Below are 15,994 nucleotides of genomic sequence, written 5' to 3' on the forward strand. Positions count from 1 at the left end.
GAGCCGGAGCGTCCCGCCCCCGACGCCGAGCGCCCCGCCCCGGAGCCGGACCGGCCCGCCCCCGACACCGACCGGCCCGAAGGAGACGCGTGAACGACGTACTCGACGTCGCCCTCCGGCTGATCGTCGTCTTCGCTGTGTTCCTCGTCCTCCCGCTCGTCGTGGGGCAGGCCGAGCACAAGGTGATGGCCCACATGCAGGGCCGCCTCGGCCCCATGTACGCGGGCGGCTTCCACGGCTGGGCCCAACTCGTCGCGGACGGCGTGAAGTTCGCCCAGAAGGAAGACATCGTCCCGGCCGCCGCCGACCGCCGTGTCTTCCAACTGGCCCCCGCCGTCGCCCTCCTCCCGTACCTCCTCGTCCTGGTCGTGATCCCGGTCGGCCCGAGCGAGGGCGCCGTCGGCCAGGTCGTCGACGCGGGCATCTTCTTCGTGCTCGCCGTGATGGGGGTCGGCGTGCTCGGCTCGCTCATGGCGGGCTGGGCGTCCGCCAACAAGTTCTCCCTTCTCGGCGGCCTACGCACCGCCGCCCAACTGCTCGCGTACGAACTGCCGATGCTCCTCGCAGCCGCCTCCGTGGCCATGGCGGCCGGCACGGTCTCGCTGCCCGGCATCCTCCACGCGTTCGAGTGGTGGTGGGTGCCGTGGCAGATCGTCGGCGCCCTCGTCTTCTTCGTCGCGGGCCTCGCCGAACTCCAGCGCCCGCCCTTCGACATGCCCGTCGCCGACTCCGAGATCATCTTCGGCGCGTACACCGAGTACACCGGGCTGCGCTTCGCGCTCTTCCTGCTCGCGGAGTACGCGGGCATCGTCGTCCTGTGCGGTCTGACCACCGTCCTGTTCCTCGGCGGCTGGCACGGCCCCCTCGGGGGTGACGGGTTCGGCTGGGTCTGGACCCTCCTCAAGACCGCCGTGCTCGCCTTCGTCGTCATCTGGCTGCGGGTGAGCTACCCCCGCCTGCGCGAGGACCAGTTGCAGAAGCTCGCCTGGACCGTGCTCATCCCCCTCGCCCTCGCGCAGATCGCGCTCACCGGCATCGTGAAGGTGGCGATCAACTGATGTCCCCGATCCCCGGCTCCGGCCTGGCCAAGGGGCTGGCCGTCACCTTGCGGACGATGACGCGGAAGACCGTCACCGCCCAGTACCCGGACGCCCAGCCCGAACTGCCGCCCCGCTCCCGGGGGGTGATCGGCCTGTTCGAGGAGAACTGCACGGTCTGCATGCTCTGCGCCCGTGAGTGCCCCGACTGGTGCATCTACATCGACTCCCACAAGGAGACCGTCCCGGCCGCCGCCCCCGGCGGCCGGGAGCGCAGCCGCAACGTCCTCGACCGGTTCGCCATCGACTTCTCGCTCTGCATGTACTGCGGTATCTGCATCGAGGTCTGTCCTTTCGACGCGCTGTTCTGGTCACCGGAGTTCGAGTACGCGGAGACGGACATCCGCGACCTCACCCACGAGCGGGACAAGCTCCGCGACTGGATGTGGACGGTGCCGGCGCCGCCCGCCCTCGACCCCGGCGCCGAGGAGCCCAAGGAGCTCACCGCGGCCCACAAGACGGCCGACAAACTCGCAGCGGCAGCGGCGTCAGCAGCACCGGCACCCGCACCTGCACCTGCACCGGCACCGTCGGCGGACGAGCCGGGGCAGCCCGGTCAGGAGGCGGGCGAGTGACCCTCGCAGCAACCACCGCCGCAGCCGGCCACGGCTTCCTGTCCCCGAGCGGCGTCGAGATCGCGTTTGTCCTCGTCGGCCTGGTCACCTTCGGCGCGGCCCTCGTCACCGTCACGACGAGACAGCTGGTGCACGCCGCCCTCTGGCTCGTCGTGACCCTCGGCGGCCTCGCCGTCGAATACCTGCTGCTGACGGCGGAGTTCATCGCCTGGGTGCAGGTCCTCATCTATGTCGGTTCCGTCGTGGTCCTCCTCCTCTTCGGACTGATGCTCACCAAGGCGCCCATCGGGCACTCGCCGGACGCCGACTCGGAGAACCGCAAGGTCGCCCTCGCGGTCGCCGTGGCGGCTGCCGCCGCGCTGGTCTGGGTGGTCGTCGACGCGTTCCGTACGACCTGGGTCGACCTGGAAGGACCGGCGCAGGGCTCCACGAAGGTGTCGGGACAGTTCCTCTTCCGTCACTGGGTACTGCCCTTCGAGGCCCTGTCCGTCCTGCTGCTGGCGGCACTGGTCGGCGCGATCGTCCTCTCCCGCAAGAAGAGCGACACCCCGGCCGGCCCCGACAGCACCGGCACGGCCACCGATTCCCGCCCCGGCCCCGGCAAGGAGACGCGCTGATGCACCTCGCCTATCCCGCCGTCCTCGCGGCCCTCCTGTTCTGCACCGGGATCTACGGCGTCCTCGCCCGCCGCAACGCGATCCTCGTCCTGATGTCCGTCGAGCTGATGCTCAACGCCGTCAACCTCAACCTGGTCGCCTTCGACGTCTGGCTCCGGGACACCCTGCACTCCGGCCAGGCCCTGACCCTGTTCGTCATCGCCGTCGCCGCCGCCGAGATCGGCATCGGCCTGGCGATCGTCCTGATGGTGTACCGCAACCGCGGCACCTCGGACATCGACCGGCTCCGCGACACCGCCGAGGCCCCCGACGGCACCAAGACTGAGGCCACCGCGTGACCACCACCACCCTCGCCGTTCTCGTCCCCCTCCTGCCGTTCCTCGGCGCCGCCGCCGGACTGCTGCTGGGCCGCACCGCACCGGGATTCGTCCGCCCTCTGGCCGTCCTGCCCACCCTGACGGCCACCGCGCTCGCGATCACGGTCGCCGTACGCCAGGGCGGCGGCGCGGGCAACGGCACGGCGCCGCTGGACGCGGCGACCCGGCTCACCCCCACGGGCTCGGTCCCCATCGACCTCGCCCTGCACATCGACGGCTTCGCCGCGCTGGTCGCCGTCCTCGTCGGCACCGTCGCCACCTGCGTGCAGATCTACTCGACGGCCTATCTGCGCGACGACGCCCGCTACCCGTCGTACGCCGCCCTCGTCTCCCTCTTCACCTCCGCGATGCTGCTCGTCGTCTACTCCGGCGACCTGATGGTGCTCCTGGTCGGCTGGGAGATCATGGGCATCTGCTCGTACTTCCTCGTCGGCCACTACTGGGAGACCCCCGAGGCGCGCGCCGCCTCCCTCAAGGCCTTCCTGATCACCAAACTCGGCGATGTCCCCTTCCTGATCGGCCTGTTCGCCCTCGCCGCCGACACCGGCACGTTCCGGATCACCGGCATCCTGGACAAGGTCGCGGAGGGCGGCCTCGACCACCCCACCCTGATCGCCCTGCTGCTGCTCGCGGGCGTCGCGGGCAAGTCCGCGCAGTTCCCCCTCCACACGTGGCTCCCCGACGCGATGGCGGGCCCCACCCCCGTCTCCGCGCTGATCCACGCCGCGACGATGGTCGCCGCCGGCATCTACTTCGTGGCCCGCCTCCTTCCCGTGTTCACCGCCTCGAAGGCCGCCCTGGTCGTCCTCGCCGTGATGGCCGCGATCACCATGGTCGGCTCGGCCCTCGCCGCCCTCGCCCAGGACGACATCAAACGGGTCCTCGCCTACTCGACCATCGGCCAACTCGGCTACATGTCGGGCGCCCTGGCCCTCGGCGACCGCAGCGCGGCCGTCTTCCACCTGATCTCCCACGGCGCGTTCAAGGCCCTCCTCTTCCTCGGCGCCGGCGTGATCATCCACGCCGCCGGCACCAACTCGCTCGCCGCCATGTCCCGCATGGGCGGCCTCGCCAAGCGCATCCCCGACGCCTTCTGGACGATGACGGTCGCCCTGCTCGCCCTCGCCGCGATCCCTCCCTTCGCCGGCTTCTTCTCGAAGGAGTCCGTCCTCGTCGTCGCCGAGCACACCGCCCTCGGCACCGCCCACACCGCGCCCGGCGCCGCCGGCTGGGTCGTGCTCGTTGCCGGCCTGGCGACCGCGCTCCTCACCGCCGCGTACGCCACCCGCCTGTGGCTCCTCGCCTTCCGCGGCCACGGCGCCGAGGCCCCCGACCACGGCAAGCAGCCCGTCGCCATGAACGCCGTCCTGTGGGTCCTCGCCATCCCCTCCCTCGCACTCGGTCTGACCGTCGGCTACCTCGCCGACTGGTTCGACGGCGACAGCCTGGCGCCGAACCTCACCACCTCCGTCCTGGGCACAGGCGTCGCGCTCGTCGGCGGCCTGACCCTCTACGGCGCCTGGCGCCATACCTCGGCGCTGACCGGCCGCACCCCCCTCGGCGCCGTCGCCGCGCACCCCGACGCGGAGCCGGCCCAATCGGAGATCGAAGCCATCGAGACGCACCTCGCCGCCTACGGGGACATCGGCGCGGCCCACGACCCGGCCGACCCGGGCCGTCTGCTGCTGGGCCGCCTCCACCCCCACGCGGCGGCCGGATTCCACCTGGACGGGCTCTACGACCGCCTGTTCGTCCGCCCCGTCCTCGCCGCGGCCCAACTCGTCCGCTTCCTCGACCGCGAGGTCGTCGACACGTACGTACGCGGCGCGGGCACCGGCACCCGCTGGCTCGGCGCCGCCGTCCGCCGCGCCCAGACGGGCAACGTGCAGACCTACCTGAGCGCCCTGCTGGCCGGCTCCGTCGTCCTGGCGATCGCCGCCGTACTCGTCGCCGCCGGAGCGTGAGCCGTGATCGATATCAGTGAATCCGTGATGCAGGCCCTTCTGGCGTTGATCGTCGCCGGACCGCTCGTCGGCGCCGCCGCCGTCTTCCTCCCCGCACCGCCCGGACTCAAGGGCCGCGGCCCCGACCAGGCCGTGCTCCGCCACGGCGTCACCGTCACCGGCGCGATCCTCGCCGCCGCGATCGTCCTGGCCCTCGGCTTCGACCGCGACCACGCGTCGAGGATGCAGGCCACCACGGACATCAGCTGGATCGCGGCGCTGGACGTCCGCATCCACCTCGGCATCGACGGCATTTCGCTCCCCCTTCTGGTCCTGACCGCGCTGCTGACCTTCCTCTGCGCGCTCTACAGCTACTTCAAGATGCCCTCGGGCCCCTCGCCCAAGGCGTTCGTCGCCCTGCTGCTCCTCCTCGAATCCGGCACCCTCGCCACCTTCGCCGTCCTCGACCTGCTGCTCTTCTTCCTGGCCTTCGAGATGGTGCTGATCCCGATGTACTTCCTCATCGCCCGCTGGGGCGGCTCGGAAGGCGTCCCGGGCGGCCGGCAGGCGGCGGCCTGGAAATTCATCCTCTACACCCTGCTCGGTTCCGTGGTCATGCTGCTCGGCCTGCTCCTCATCGGGCTGAGGGCGGGCACATTCGACATGGTGGCACTCGCCACTGACAACGGCCGTGGGCTCAGCACGTCCACGCAGGTCATCGCCGTTCTGGCGATCGGCGTCGGCCTCGCCGTGAAGACCCCGATGTGGCCGCTGCACAGCTGGCTCCCGGACGCCCACACCGCCGCCCCGACCGTCGGGTCGGTCCTGCTCGCCGGGGTCCTGCTCAAGATGGGTACGTACGGTTTCGTCCGGATCGTCCTGCCCATCGCCCCCGACGGGATGCGGACCTTCGCGCCCTACCTCGCGGCCTTCGCCGTCGTCGGCATCATCTACGGGTCCCTCGCCTGCCTCGCCCTCGCCCGGCAGGGCGCGGGCGGCGACCTCAAGCGGCTGATCGCGTACTCCTCCGTCGGCCACATGGGCTTCGTGCTGCTCGGCATCGCCACGATGACCCCCACCGGAGTGAACGGCGCGCTCTTCGCCAACATCGCCCACGGCCTCATCACCGGCCTGCTGTTCTTCCTGGTCGGCGCCCTCAAAGACCGGTACGGCACCGCCGACCTGGACACCCTCGCCGGTGCCACGGGCGCCGCGCTCTACGGCCGCGCGCCCCGCCTCGGCGGCCTGCTCGCCTTCGCGGCCGTCGCCTCCCTCGGGCTGCCCGGCCTCGCCGGGTTCTGGGGCGAGATGCTCACGATGTTCGGCGCCTTCGACCCCGCCGACGGCCTGAGCCGGCCCGCCTTCCTCACCTTCATGGCCGTCGCGGGCCTCGGCACCCTCCTCACCGCCGCATATCTTCTGATCGTCGTACGCAGGGTGTGCATGGGCGTGCAGGCCCCGCACGAAACCGGTGCGACAGGCGCCCCGGACACCCCGGCCATCACGGACACCCCGGCCGCCCCGGACACCGGCGCCCGCGGAACCCCGGCCGCACCGGGCTTCGCCGACGTTCGGACGTACGAACTCGTCGCCTGGACCCCGCTCGTCGCCCTCACCGTCCTCGCCGGCCTCTGGCCCGCGGTCCTCCTCGGCCTCACCGACCCGGCCGTGCAGAAGCTCCTCGCAGGAGGCATGTCGTGACCGTGGCCGCCGACGGCGTCGCCAGCCTCGTCCAGTCCGTCGACTGGCTCGCGATCGCGCCCCCCACCCTCACCGCCGTGGTCGCCCTGGTCGTCCTTGTGGCCGACCTCTTCGTCCCCGAGCACCGCAAACAGCTCCTCGGCGGCCTCGCGATCGCCGGCCTCGCCGCCTCGATGGCCTTTCTGCTGCCGCTGTGGAACGACGACCGCTCGACGTTCTGCCTCTCCGGCGAGAACGGCGGAACCGGCGCGTGCAGCTACACCGCCGACCACTTCACGCTGGTCATCCAGCTGCTGGTGCTCGGCGGGGCCCTGCTCACCGCCCTGCTCTCCCTGACCGGGACCAAGGACCTCCCGGCGGGGGAGTTCTGGTTCCTGCTGCTCTCCTCGGCGGCCGGCGCCGCCCTGCTGCCCGCGTCCCGCGACCTCGCCACCCTCGTCGTCGCCCTCGAAGTGGCCTCGCTGCCCGCCTTCGCCCTGGTCGGGCTCAAGCGCGGCGACCGGCTGTCCTCCGAGGCCGCGCTGAAGTTCTTCCTCTCGTCGGTCACCGCGACGGCCGTGATGCTGCTGGGCGTCAGCTTCGTGTACGCCACCACCGGCACCCTGCACCTCACGGAGATCGCCGGCGTGCTGGACGACGTCCCGGGACAGCTGGCCACCCTCGCCCGGGCCGGGGTCGCCCTCACCCTCGTCGGCTTCGCCTTCAAGACCGCCGCCGCCCCCTTCCACTTCTGGGTCCCCGACACCTACGTGGGCGCTCCGCTGCCCATCGCCGCCTACCTCTCCGTCGTCGGCAAGGCCGTCGGCTTCACCGGACTGATCCTGGTCACGGTCGTCGCGTTCCCGTCGTACGCGGACGTGTGGGGCCCCGTTCTCGCCTTCCTCGCCGCGCTGACGATGACCGTCGGGAACGTCGCCGCCCTCCGGCAGTCCGCCACACGCGCGTGGAGCGCCGTACGCCTCCTGGCCTGGTCCTCGGTGGCGCAGGCCGGCTACCTGCTGGTGCCGATCGCGTCGTCCGCGTACGCCGACGGGGACCGGATCGGCTCCACCGTCGCGTACGCCCTCATGTACGCCGTCGTGAACCTCGGCGCCTTCGCCGTCGTCGCCCTGGTGGCCCGTACGGAACCGGAGAACCGGATCGCCGACTACCGGGGCCTGTACGCGCGCCGCCCGGCCGCCGCCGTCGCCCTGGCGTTCTTCCTGCTCTGCCTGGCGGGGCTGCCGCCCGGCATCATCGGCCTGTTCGCCAAGGTCACGGTCTTCTCCGCGGCCGTCGACGCGGGTCTCGGCTGGCTGGCCGTCTTCATGGCGGTGAACGTCGTGATCGCCCTCTACTACTACCTTCGGTGGACGGCGCTCCTCTTCCGCGCCCCGGAGGGCGAGGAGGCACCGGCCGGCGCGGCCGTCCGGCCGGCCGGGAACGGAGAACTGTCCGCGCACGCCACCCCCGTCCCCCTCACCGTGGCGATCGCCCTGACCGCCGCCATCGGTGTCGCCCTGTCGGGAGCCCCGCAGCTCGTCCTGCGCTTCGCCGACGTCAACCTGTTCTGACCCGTACGGCGTCCCCCTGAGGCACCCCGCCGACCGGAGGGTGCCCCCCTCAGGGGCCCTGGCAGCCCCCTGGGGCCCGCAGGCCCGCCTCCGCCGGGACGGCCGCCACCCGGACGGCGTACGCCCCGGGCCGGGGCGTCAGGGAACCCGAACCCTCCGCCTGGCGTTGACCAGTACGGAAGCGTCCACTGAAGAGTGGAGCAGCACTCCGCAGAGGGTTCCCCTGCCGCACGATCTGGAGGGCGTACCGTGCACCGCCGGCACAACGGGTTGAGAACGGCCGTACTCCTCGGGGGCCTCTCCGCGCTCATCATCGTCATCGGCAGCTTCTTCGGCCGTACGGGGTTGATCGTCGCGCTGGTCGTGGCCGTCGGGACGAACGCGTACGCGTACTGGAACAGCGACAAGCTGGCCCTGCGCGCGATGCGGGCCCGGCCCGTCAGCGAATTCGAGGCCCCCCAGCTCTACCGCATCGTCCGCGAGCTCTCCACCGCCTCCCGCCAGCCCATGCCGAGGCTGTACATCTCACCGACCCAGGCCCCCAACGCCTTCGCCACCGGCCGCAACCCGCGCAACGCCGCCGTGTGCTGCACGGAAGGGATCCTCCAGATCCTCGACGAGCGCGAGCTGCGCGGAGTCCTGGGCCACGAGCTGAGCCATGTCTACAACCGCGACATCCTGATCTCGTCGGTCGCCGGCGCGCTCGCCTCCGTCGTGATGTTCCTGGTGAATTTCGCCTGGCTGATCCCCGTCGGCCGCTCGGACGACGACGACGGCCCCGGCATCGTCGGCTTCCTGCTGGTCCTGGTCCTGGGGCCGCTCGCCGCCTCGGTGATCCAGCTGGCCGTCAGCCGTTCCCGCGAGTACGAGGCGGACGCCTCGGGCGCCCAGATCACCGGCGACCCGCTGGCCCTCGCCAGCGCGCTGCGTAAGCTGGATGCGGGGACAAAACAGTTGCCCCTGCCGTCCGAGCCGCGGATCGAGACCGCGAGCCACATGATGATCGCGAACCCCTTCCGCCCTGGCCAGGGGGTGTCCAAGCTGTTCTCCACGCATCCGCCGATGGCGGAACGTATCGCCCGACTAGAGCGAATGGCAGGTCGACGATCATGAGAACCCTCCTGAATGTGGTCTGGCTCGTGTTGTGCGGCTTCTGGATGTTCCTGGCCTATGTCGTGGCGGGGCTGGTGCTCTGCGTCACGATCATCGGGATCCCCTTCGGCCTCGCGGCCTTCCGCATCGGCCTCTACGCCCTGTGGCCGTTCGGCTACACGGCGATCGACCGCCCCGACGCGGGCGCGCCCTCGTTCGTCGGCAACATCCTGTGGCTGGTCCTGGCCGGCTGGTGGCTGGCCCTCGGCCACATCTTCACGGGCATCGCGCTCTGCGTGACGATCATCGGCATCCCGCTGGGCCTCGCCAACTTCAAGCTGATCCCGATCTCACTGATGCCGCTGGGCAAGGAGGTCGTCCCGACCGACCAGCCCTTCGTGGTGCGCTGAGACAGGCTCGCCCGCACGGGCCCCCGGACCGGCCCGCGGCGGGCCGGCGAACCGGTTTGCGGAGAGAGAAACCGCAGGTCGGAGTGGTTCCAGGCCCATTGTCAGTGGCATGGTCCACCATGAGCACATGACCGACACCGAGCAGTTGCCGGAGGCCGTCGCCCCGATCCGCACGCCCGTCCGCGGGCTGCCCGACCCCGCCTGGCCCGTGGCCGCGCCCACCCTTGCCGCGTGGCAGCACGCCTGGGTCGACGGCACGTCCTGGTCGGAGGACGAGGAGAGCGACGCGGAGGCCCGGCCGTGGCCGGACTTCCGCTCCTACATACCCGCGGCCTGAGTCCGCCGCCCGGGCCGGGACCGCCGCGCGGCGTAGATGAGTGCCCCCAGTGCCAGCACCCCCGCACCGGAGACCACCGAGGCGAGCGGCAGGGCACAGGCCAGCGCCACACACCCCACCAGCCCACCCGCCGCCACCACCCGGGTGCCGACCACCCGGGTGCCGACCACCCGGGTGCCGACCACCCGGGTGCCGACCACCCGGGCGCCGACCACCCGGCCCGTGCCCAGCGTCCACGCCGAGGCGTTGGCGATCGCGTAGTAGGCCAGTACGCCGAACGACGAGAAACCGATCGCGCCGCGCACGTCCGTGGTGGCCGCCACCACCGCCACGACGGCGCCCACCGCCAGCTCCGCCCGGTGCGGCACATGGAAACGCGTATGGACGGCGGACAGCCCTTCCGGCAGATGCCTGTCCCGCGCCATCGCCAGGGTCGTCCGGGACACCCCCAGGATCAGCGCCAGCAGCGAGCCGAGCGCCGCCACCGCGGCCCCGGCCCGCACCACCGGCACGAGCCACGGCGCGCCCGCGGCCCGTACGGCATCGGTGAGCGGCGCGGACGACCCACCCAGCGCACCGGCCCCCAGCACGGAAAGGACCGCCACGGCCACCGCCGCGTAGACGACCAGCGCGATACCCAGCGCGAGGGGCACGGCACGCGGGATCGTACGGACCGGATCACGCACCTCCTCGCCCAGCGTGGCGATCCGCGCGTACCCCGCGAAGGCGAAGAACAGCAGGCCCGCCGCCTGGAGCACCCCGCCGGCGGACGCGTCGGCGACCGGCGCCGGCCACCCCGCCCCGGCCGCGTCCGAGCCGAGGCACACCACCACGACCACGGAAAGGATCACGAGCACGACCGCCACCACGACCCGCGTCAGCCACGCCGACTTCTGAACGCCCCGGTAGTTCACGGCGGTCAGCGCCACGACCGCCGCCACGGCCACGGCGTGTTCCCGCCCCGGCCACAGGTAGGCGCCGACCGTCAGAGCCATGGCCGCGCACGACGCCGTCTTCCCCACGACAAAGGCCCAGCCCGCCAGGTACCCCCAGAACGGGCCGAGCCGCTCGCGCCCATAGATGTATGTCCCACCGGATGCGGGGTAGAGGACGGCCAGCCGGGCCGACGACATGGCGTTGCAGTACGCGACCACCGCCGCCAGCCCCAGCCCCAGCAACAGACCCGACCCCGCGGCCTTCGCCGCGGGCCCCAGAGCGACGAAGATCCCCGCCCCGACCATCGCCCCCAGTCCGACCACCACCGCGTCGAACACGCCCAGCGTGCGCCGCAACTCCTGTGTCATACGGCGCAGGCTACGGATCTCCGCAACCGCGCCCGGTCCCCGGGGCGTCTTCCGGGACAACACTGCACGAAAGGCAGGTTCAGGACATGGGCATCCTCGGCTGGATCATTCTCGGACTCCTCGCCGGAGCCGCGGCCAAGATTCTGCTTCCCGGACGGGACCCGGGCGGGCTGATCGGGACGACGCTCATCGGCATCGCGGGGGCCTTCGTCGGCGGCTGGATATCGGCGCGCTGGCTCGACCACCCCATCAACAAGGACTTCTACGACGGGCCCACCTGGCTCGCGGCCATCGGCGGGGCGTTCGTCCTGCTGGTCATCTACCGGCTCCTCTTCGGCAACTCCCGCTCCAGGACCCGCTGACGGGTAGGAACCGCTGACGGGGCTCCGCCGACAGGACCCGCAGACGGGGGCTCACCGACCGGCGCCCACCGACCGGCGCTCACCCACCGAGCCCGGTCTCCCGCAAGGTGATGTTCAGCCGTCCGCCGGCCATCCCCGTGGCCGGATCGCCCGTTCCCGGGCGGACCTTGGGCACCCCGTGGTACGCCAGGCGCGACGCCCCTCCGAAGACGAAGAGGTCCCCGGAGGACAGCTCCACGTCCCGGTACGGCCGCCCCCGGTTCTCCGTGTTGCCCAGACGGAAGACACAGCTGTCCCCGATGCTCAGGGACACCACCGGTGCCAGGGACCTCTCGTCCTTGTCCTGGTGCATGCCCATCGTCGCGTCGCCGTCGTAGAAGTTGATCAGCGCGGTGTCGGGGGTGTACGCGGCGGCGCCCGCCGGGTCGCCGTACGCCTCGGCCACCGCCGCCCTGCCCCACTCCACCAGCCAGGGCGGAAAGGCCGCCACCCGGGCGCCGTTCACGTCCCCGGCCGTGCGCGTGTAGCGGTAGGGCTGCCAGTGCCAGCCGAGACAGACGGTCCGTACGGACATCACGCCCCCGTTGGGCAGGACCGTGTGACGGATCGGCACCGGACCACGGGCCCACTCCCGGCAGGCCGTGACCAGCTCACGCTGCCGCTCCCCGGACAGCCACGCCGGAACGTGCACCGCCCCGGGCGCGACCACCTCGCGCGGCCTCGGGAACAGTTCGCCGCTCACGGGGCGGAGAGGGCCGGCGTGCGGAGGAAGGGGGCGGAGGCGAGAGCGGATCGTCCGCCCCGCCCCCGTACCGCCGTCGTCACCGGTAGTTCACGAACTGGAGGGCGAAGTCGAAGTCACGCCCCTTGAGCAGGGAGATCACGGTCTGGAGGTCGTCCCGGCTCTTCGAGCTGACCCGCAGCTCGTCGCCCTGGACCTGCGCCTTGATGCCCTTGGGACCCTCGTCCCGGATGATCTTCGCGACCTTCTTGGCGTTGTCCTGGGAGATGCCCTCCTCGATCGTGGCGAAGATCTTGTACTCCTTGCCGGAGAGCTGCGGCTCACCCGCGTCCAGCGACTTCAGCGAGATCCCGCGCTTGATCAGCTTGGACTGGAAGACGTCGAGGATCGCCTTGACCCGCTCCTCCGAGTTCGCCTGCATCAGGATCTTCTCGCCGGACCAGTCGATCGACGCTCCGACGTTCTTGAAGTCGTACCGCTGCGCGATTTCCTTCGAGGTCTGGTTGAGGGCGTTGTCGACCTCCTGCCGCTCGACCTTCGAGACGATGTCGAAACTGGAGTCGGCCATGTTCTGTGGCTCCTTCGATCGGGTGCGATGAGGTACGGCCCGGGTACGCGTCCGCCGCGAACCGGGCGCCGGTCAGGCGCCCGACGCACGACCGGCGGCGCCCGACCGCTGCCGCAAAGCCTAGTCACCCGCACCCGCCCCCAGCGCTGATCAATCGGGTGGCGGAGCACCCCCGGGCATCGGGTATCGTTTACGTCGTCGCCAAGGGACACCAGCACCAACGGTCCTCCCGAGGCGACAGCACCATCCCATGGCGGTGTGCCCGAGTGGCCAATGGGAGCGGACTGTAAATCCGCCGGCTTAGCCTTCCCAGGTTCGAATCCTGGCGCCGCCACATCGAACGGCCCCTGTTCCGCGGAGACGCGGGGCGGGGGCCGTTGTCGTGCCCGGCCGAACGGCGGCTGACGGCCGGCCGGCCTGCGGCCCACGAGCACGACGCGCGTGAAATCTCATCGTCATCGTTTCGGGCTACGATCCGCTCACACATGATCGGACATGGTCGGGCGGCCTTGCTTCTCAAGGCCTCCGGCGGGCTTCGCCTGCGCGGTTTCGCCGCCGCCCCGGGCGGGTGCGCCCTGATGACGAAGGAGCTTCGCGATAGCGCTACGGATATGGCTCAGCAGCGCAGGGGTGGCCACGACCCAGGTGATGCGGATGCTGCGCGACAACCCGGACGCCGTTGACGTCCGTATCTACGGGACCAATGTCGACCGGGACGCCCCCGCGCTCTCGGCCTGCGACGTGGGCGAGGTCGAGCCCCGCCATGTCAGCGACGACAACTACGCCGACTTCGCCCTCGACTTCTGCCGGCGGCACGGGATAGACGTCCTCGTCCCGCCCCGGCGCCTGGCCGCGCTCGCCGGGCTGACCGACGTCTTCGCCCAGGGCGGCACCCGCCTGATGTGTTCACCGCCCGCCGCGATCGACGCGCTGACCAGCAAGAGCCGCGCGTACGAGGAGGCCGGGGCGGCCGGCATCCCCGTACCGCCCTGGCGGGTCGCCTCCGATGCCGCGAGCTTCCGGGAAGCGGTGGAGGAACTCTCGGCCACCGGTGAGCGCGTGTGCGTCAAACCCGCCGGTGAGTACTCGGCGTTCGGGTTCCGCATCCTGGACGACCGGCCCCTGCGCCTCAAGGACCTGCTGGCCGCGCCCGCTCCGCTGGCCTCCGTGGACGCGGTGGCCCACGCCCTGCGGCGGGCCGCCGACGAGGGGGAGACCGTTCCCGAACTCCTCGTCATGCCCTTCCTCGACGGCCCCGAAGTGAGCGTCGACTGCCTGTCGGCCCCCGGCGGCACGCTGCTCGCCTGCGTCGCGAGGTCCAAGCAGGGCCGCTACCGGTACCTGCTCGACGACCCCGCCCCCACCGCGATCGCGCGCCGCCTCGTCCGCCACTTCAAGCTCGCGTACCTCTCCAATGTGCAACTGCGCCTGCGGAACGGGGAACCGGTGCTGCTGGAGGCCAACCCCAGGGCGTCGGCGGGAATCTTCCAGACGGCGTTCACCGGGGTGAACCTGCCCTGGGCGGCCGTACGACTCCTGCTCCACGGCGACACAGGCCCGCTCCCCGCCCCACGGCTGGGCGGCCGGCTCGCGATCACCGAGACCGCCACGGAGGTCCTGGGCGCGCCCTCCCACGTGCTTCCCGTGAACGGCCTCCCGGCGCACGGCGTTCCGGCGCCGCGCACCAGCCCGGAAGCCGAGCTGCCCCTCGGCGGGGCGACAGCCGCAGCAGCAGCCGCAGTCGCAGCGAAGGTCACCACCACAGCCGCCGTGGCGGCCGGCTGAGCACGGCCCCACGCGCGTAACAGGACGGCCCCCGCCCGGCGGAGAACGCCGACCGGGGGCCGCTCGCACAAGGGCGGTGAGCTGCCGAGCCGAGGCCTATCCCTTCGCCGCCGCCACCGCCGCGACCGCTTCCTTCACCGGGGTCGTCCCCCCGATCAGCTCCAGGGTCAGGCCCGCCGTCCCCGGCGTCTCCAGCAGCTCCGCCAGGACGGCCGCGACATCGTCGCGCTGGACCGGGCCGCGCCCCGTCCTCTCCGCCAGGCTGACCAGACCCGTCCCGCCCTCGTTCTTCATCGCGCCCGAGCGCACGATCGTCCAGTCGAGCCCGGTCCTGGACCGCACGTAGTCGTCGGCCTCGCCCTTGGCCCGCAGGTAGTAGTCGAAGACCTCGTCGCCCTCATGGGTGGCGTCCGCGCCCATGTACGAGACGACGACGTAGCGCCGCACACCGGCCCGTTCGGCCGCGTCCGCGAAGAGGATCGCACCGCCCTTGTCGACGGTCTCCTTGCGTTGCCGGTTGCCGTCGCCGCCCCCGCCCGCCGCGAAGACGACCGCGTCGGCGCCCTTGAGTACCTCGGTGACCTCCTCGACCGTGGTCGACTCCAGGTCCAGGATCACGGGTTCGGCGCCGGCCGCCCGCAGATCCCCGGCCTGTTCCGGTGTGCGGATGACGCCCGCGACGTCGTGTGATCGCGCGGTGAGCAGCCGCTCCAGCCGTAGCGCGATCTGACCGTGTCCTCCGGCGATGACGATTCGCATGCTTCCGACCGTACGTCGGCTCGGTCCGTCCCGCTCACGGACGGAGCCGGTCGGACCACCGCCCGGCGGCGACGGGCAGGGCGACCGGCACGCCGTACGGGCTCATGGACACGCTCACGGGCGCGCGTCCGGCCCTCCCTGGCGCGGCAGTTCGAGCGCGACGGCCGCCTCGGAGTCGCAGTACTCCCGTACCGCACTCGTACGGGCCACCACCCGCCCCCGGTGAACGACGATCCTGCTGTACGCGAGGGACAGCACGCCCGCGATCCCCTGGCCCCGCACGGCCAGCAGTTCCGCGGGGAACCCGGCCTCCACCCGTACCTCGGGCAGCCCCATCGCCGCCCGCGCCACCGTGCTCACGGCGTCGTACGCGTCCTCCGCCGCCAGCCCTCCCCGGGAGGCGAGCAGGTACGCCGCCTCCAGCGGATCGCCCCGCCCGACCGGATTGGCCACGTCACGCAGGGCGCCGCTGCCGGCCGCCACCCGTACCCCGGCGGCCCGCAGCAGCCGGACGGGCGCGACGCCCCTCGCATCCGTACCGCCGCACCCACCGCTCCCGTACGACGTCCCGCCGGAACCGGTTCCACTCCCGTACGACGTACCACCGGATCCGAATCCGACGTTCCCGTACGGCGTCCCGCCCGACCCCGCACTCCCGTACGGCGTCCCCGCCCGCCGCGTCCCCGTACCCCCGCACTCCACCGCCCCCTGCCCCACGCCCCCGCACACCCCCTGCGGCAGGCAGACCACCGTCACCCCGGCCGCCGCCAGC

Annotated in this window: 16 protein-coding genes, 1 tRNA gene and 1 pseudogene; 13 read left to right on the top strand and 5 right to left on the bottom strand. The window is 72.0% G+C overall.

All coding sequences use genetic code 11. The features are described from left to right. The first annotated feature begins 89 nt into the window (after positions 1–89). The 10 genes from GT042_RS24115 (at position 90) to GT042_RS24160 (ending at position 9,702) form a co-directional block, all read left to right on the top strand. Positions 90–1,058: a complex I subunit 1 family protein gene (locus tag GT042_RS24115; protein ID WP_161310826.1), complete on the top strand. Its 969-nt coding sequence runs from the start codon at positions 90–92 to the stop codon at positions 1,056–1,058. Next, positions 1,058–1,672 carry an NADH-quinone oxidoreductase subunit I gene (locus GT042_RS24120; protein ID WP_237531119.1) on the top strand — a complete coding sequence of 205 codons (615 nt, stop codon included), beginning with the start codon at positions 1,058–1,060 and terminating at the stop codon, positions 1,670–1,672. The genes GT042_RS24115 and GT042_RS24120 overlap by 1 nt, the downstream gene beginning before the upstream one ends. Beyond that, positions 1,669–2,289 (top strand): NADH-quinone oxidoreductase subunit J, encoded by a 621-nt coding sequence (locus GT042_RS24125; protein ID WP_161310827.1) that lies wholly within the window; start codon positions 1,669–1,671, stop codon positions 2,287–2,289. Before GT042_RS24120 ends, GT042_RS24125 begins: the two co-directional genes overlap by 4 nt. Continuing rightward, a complete protein-coding gene (gene nuoK / locus GT042_RS24130; protein WP_161310828.1) occupies positions 2,289–2,627 on the top strand; it encodes an NADH-quinone oxidoreductase subunit NuoK in 339 nt (112 codons plus the stop codon). Before GT042_RS24125 ends, nuoK begins: the two co-directional genes overlap by 1 nt. Then, positions 2,624–4,630, top strand: a complete 2,007-nt coding sequence (locus tag GT042_RS24135; protein ID WP_161310829.1) for an NADH-quinone oxidoreductase subunit L — start codon at positions 2,624–2,626, stop codon at positions 4,628–4,630. The genes nuoK and GT042_RS24135 overlap by 4 nt, the downstream gene beginning before the upstream one ends. Positions 4,631–4,657: 27 nt before the next feature. Further along, on the top strand, positions 4,658–6,310 hold the full coding sequence (locus tag GT042_RS24140; protein ID WP_161310839.1) for an NADH-quinone oxidoreductase subunit M: 1,653 nt from the start codon (positions 4,658–4,660) through the stop codon (positions 6,308–6,310). Then, complete coding sequence (locus GT042_RS24145; protein WP_161310830.1) at positions 6,307–7,863, top strand: NADH-quinone oxidoreductase subunit N; 1,557 nt, start codon at positions 6,307–6,309, stop codon at positions 7,861–7,863. The genes GT042_RS24140 and GT042_RS24145 overlap by 4 nt, the downstream gene beginning before the upstream one ends. 249 nt (positions 7,864–8,112) lie before the next feature. Next, positions 8,113–8,976 (top strand): zinc metalloprotease HtpX, encoded by an 864-nt coding sequence (gene htpX / locus GT042_RS24150; protein WP_161310831.1) that lies wholly within the window; start codon positions 8,113–8,115, stop codon positions 8,974–8,976. Further along, on the top strand, positions 8,973–9,365 hold the full coding sequence (locus GT042_RS24155; protein WP_161310832.1) for a YccF domain-containing protein: 393 nt from the start codon (positions 8,973–8,975) through the stop codon (positions 9,363–9,365). Before htpX ends, GT042_RS24155 begins: the two co-directional genes overlap by 4 nt. A 127-nt stretch (positions 9,366–9,492) precedes the next feature. Further along, positions 9,493–9,702, top strand: a complete 210-nt coding sequence (locus tag GT042_RS24160; protein ID WP_161310833.1) for a hypothetical protein — start codon at positions 9,493–9,495, stop codon at positions 9,700–9,702. On the opposite strand, the gene GT042_RS24165 is transcribed toward GT042_RS24160, so the two are convergent. Next, positions 9,684–11,006 carry an APC family permease gene (locus GT042_RS24165; RefSeq protein WP_161310834.1) on the bottom strand — a complete coding sequence of 441 codons (1,323 nt, stop codon included), beginning with the start codon at positions 11,004–11,006 and terminating at the stop codon, positions 9,684–9,686. The genes GT042_RS24160 and GT042_RS24165 overlap by 19 nt on opposite strands. 86 nt (positions 11,007–11,092) lie before the next feature. On the opposite strand from GT042_RS24165, the gene GT042_RS24170 reads away from it, so the two are divergent. Next, positions 11,093–11,368, top strand: coding sequence for a GlsB/YeaQ/YmgE family stress response membrane protein (locus GT042_RS24170; RefSeq protein ID WP_161310835.1), 276 nt, complete (start codon positions 11,093–11,095; stop codon positions 11,366–11,368). A gap of 79 nt (positions 11,369–11,447) precedes the next feature. On the opposite strand, the gene GT042_RS24175 is transcribed toward GT042_RS24170, so the two are convergent. Both GT042_RS24175 and GT042_RS24180 read right to left on the bottom strand, forming a co-directional pair. Then, positions 11,448–12,110, bottom strand: coding sequence for an alpha-ketoglutarate-dependent dioxygenase AlkB (locus tag GT042_RS24175; protein ID WP_161310836.1), 663 nt, complete (start codon positions 12,108–12,110; stop codon positions 11,448–11,450). 79 nt (positions 12,111–12,189) lie between these two features. Beyond that, positions 12,190–12,678, bottom strand: coding sequence for a YajQ family cyclic di-GMP-binding protein (locus tag GT042_RS24180; RefSeq protein WP_161310837.1), 489 nt, complete (start codon positions 12,676–12,678; stop codon positions 12,190–12,192). A 252-nt stretch (positions 12,679–12,930) separates the two neighbouring features. Between GT042_RS24180 and GT042_RS24185 the strand changes: the two genes are divergently transcribed. Both GT042_RS24185 and GT042_RS24190 read left to right on the top strand, forming a co-directional pair. Then, a tRNA-Tyr gene (locus GT042_RS24185) sits at positions 12,931–13,012 on the top strand. 275 nt (positions 13,013–13,287) lie between these two features. After that, positions 13,288–14,463 carry an ATP-grasp domain-containing protein gene (locus GT042_RS24190; protein ID WP_345943895.1) on the top strand — a complete coding sequence of 392 codons (1,176 nt, stop codon included), beginning with the start codon at positions 13,288–13,290 and terminating at the stop codon, positions 14,461–14,463. A gap of 96 nt (positions 14,464–14,559) precedes the next feature. Here the strand turns inward: GT042_RS24190 and GT042_RS24195 are convergent, their stop codons facing one another. Further along, positions 14,560–15,222, bottom strand: coding sequence for an SDR family oxidoreductase (locus GT042_RS24195; protein WP_161310838.1), 663 nt, complete (start codon positions 15,220–15,222; stop codon positions 14,560–14,562). Between the two features lie 114 nt (positions 15,223–15,336). Next, positions 15,337–15,994: pseudogene (locus tag GT042_RS24200) on the bottom strand (hypothetical protein); the annotation flags it as partial.

Source organism: Streptomyces sp. SID3212, from assembly GCF_009865405.1.
GTDB lineage: Bacteria > Actinomycetota > Actinomycetes > Streptomycetales > Streptomycetaceae > Streptomyces.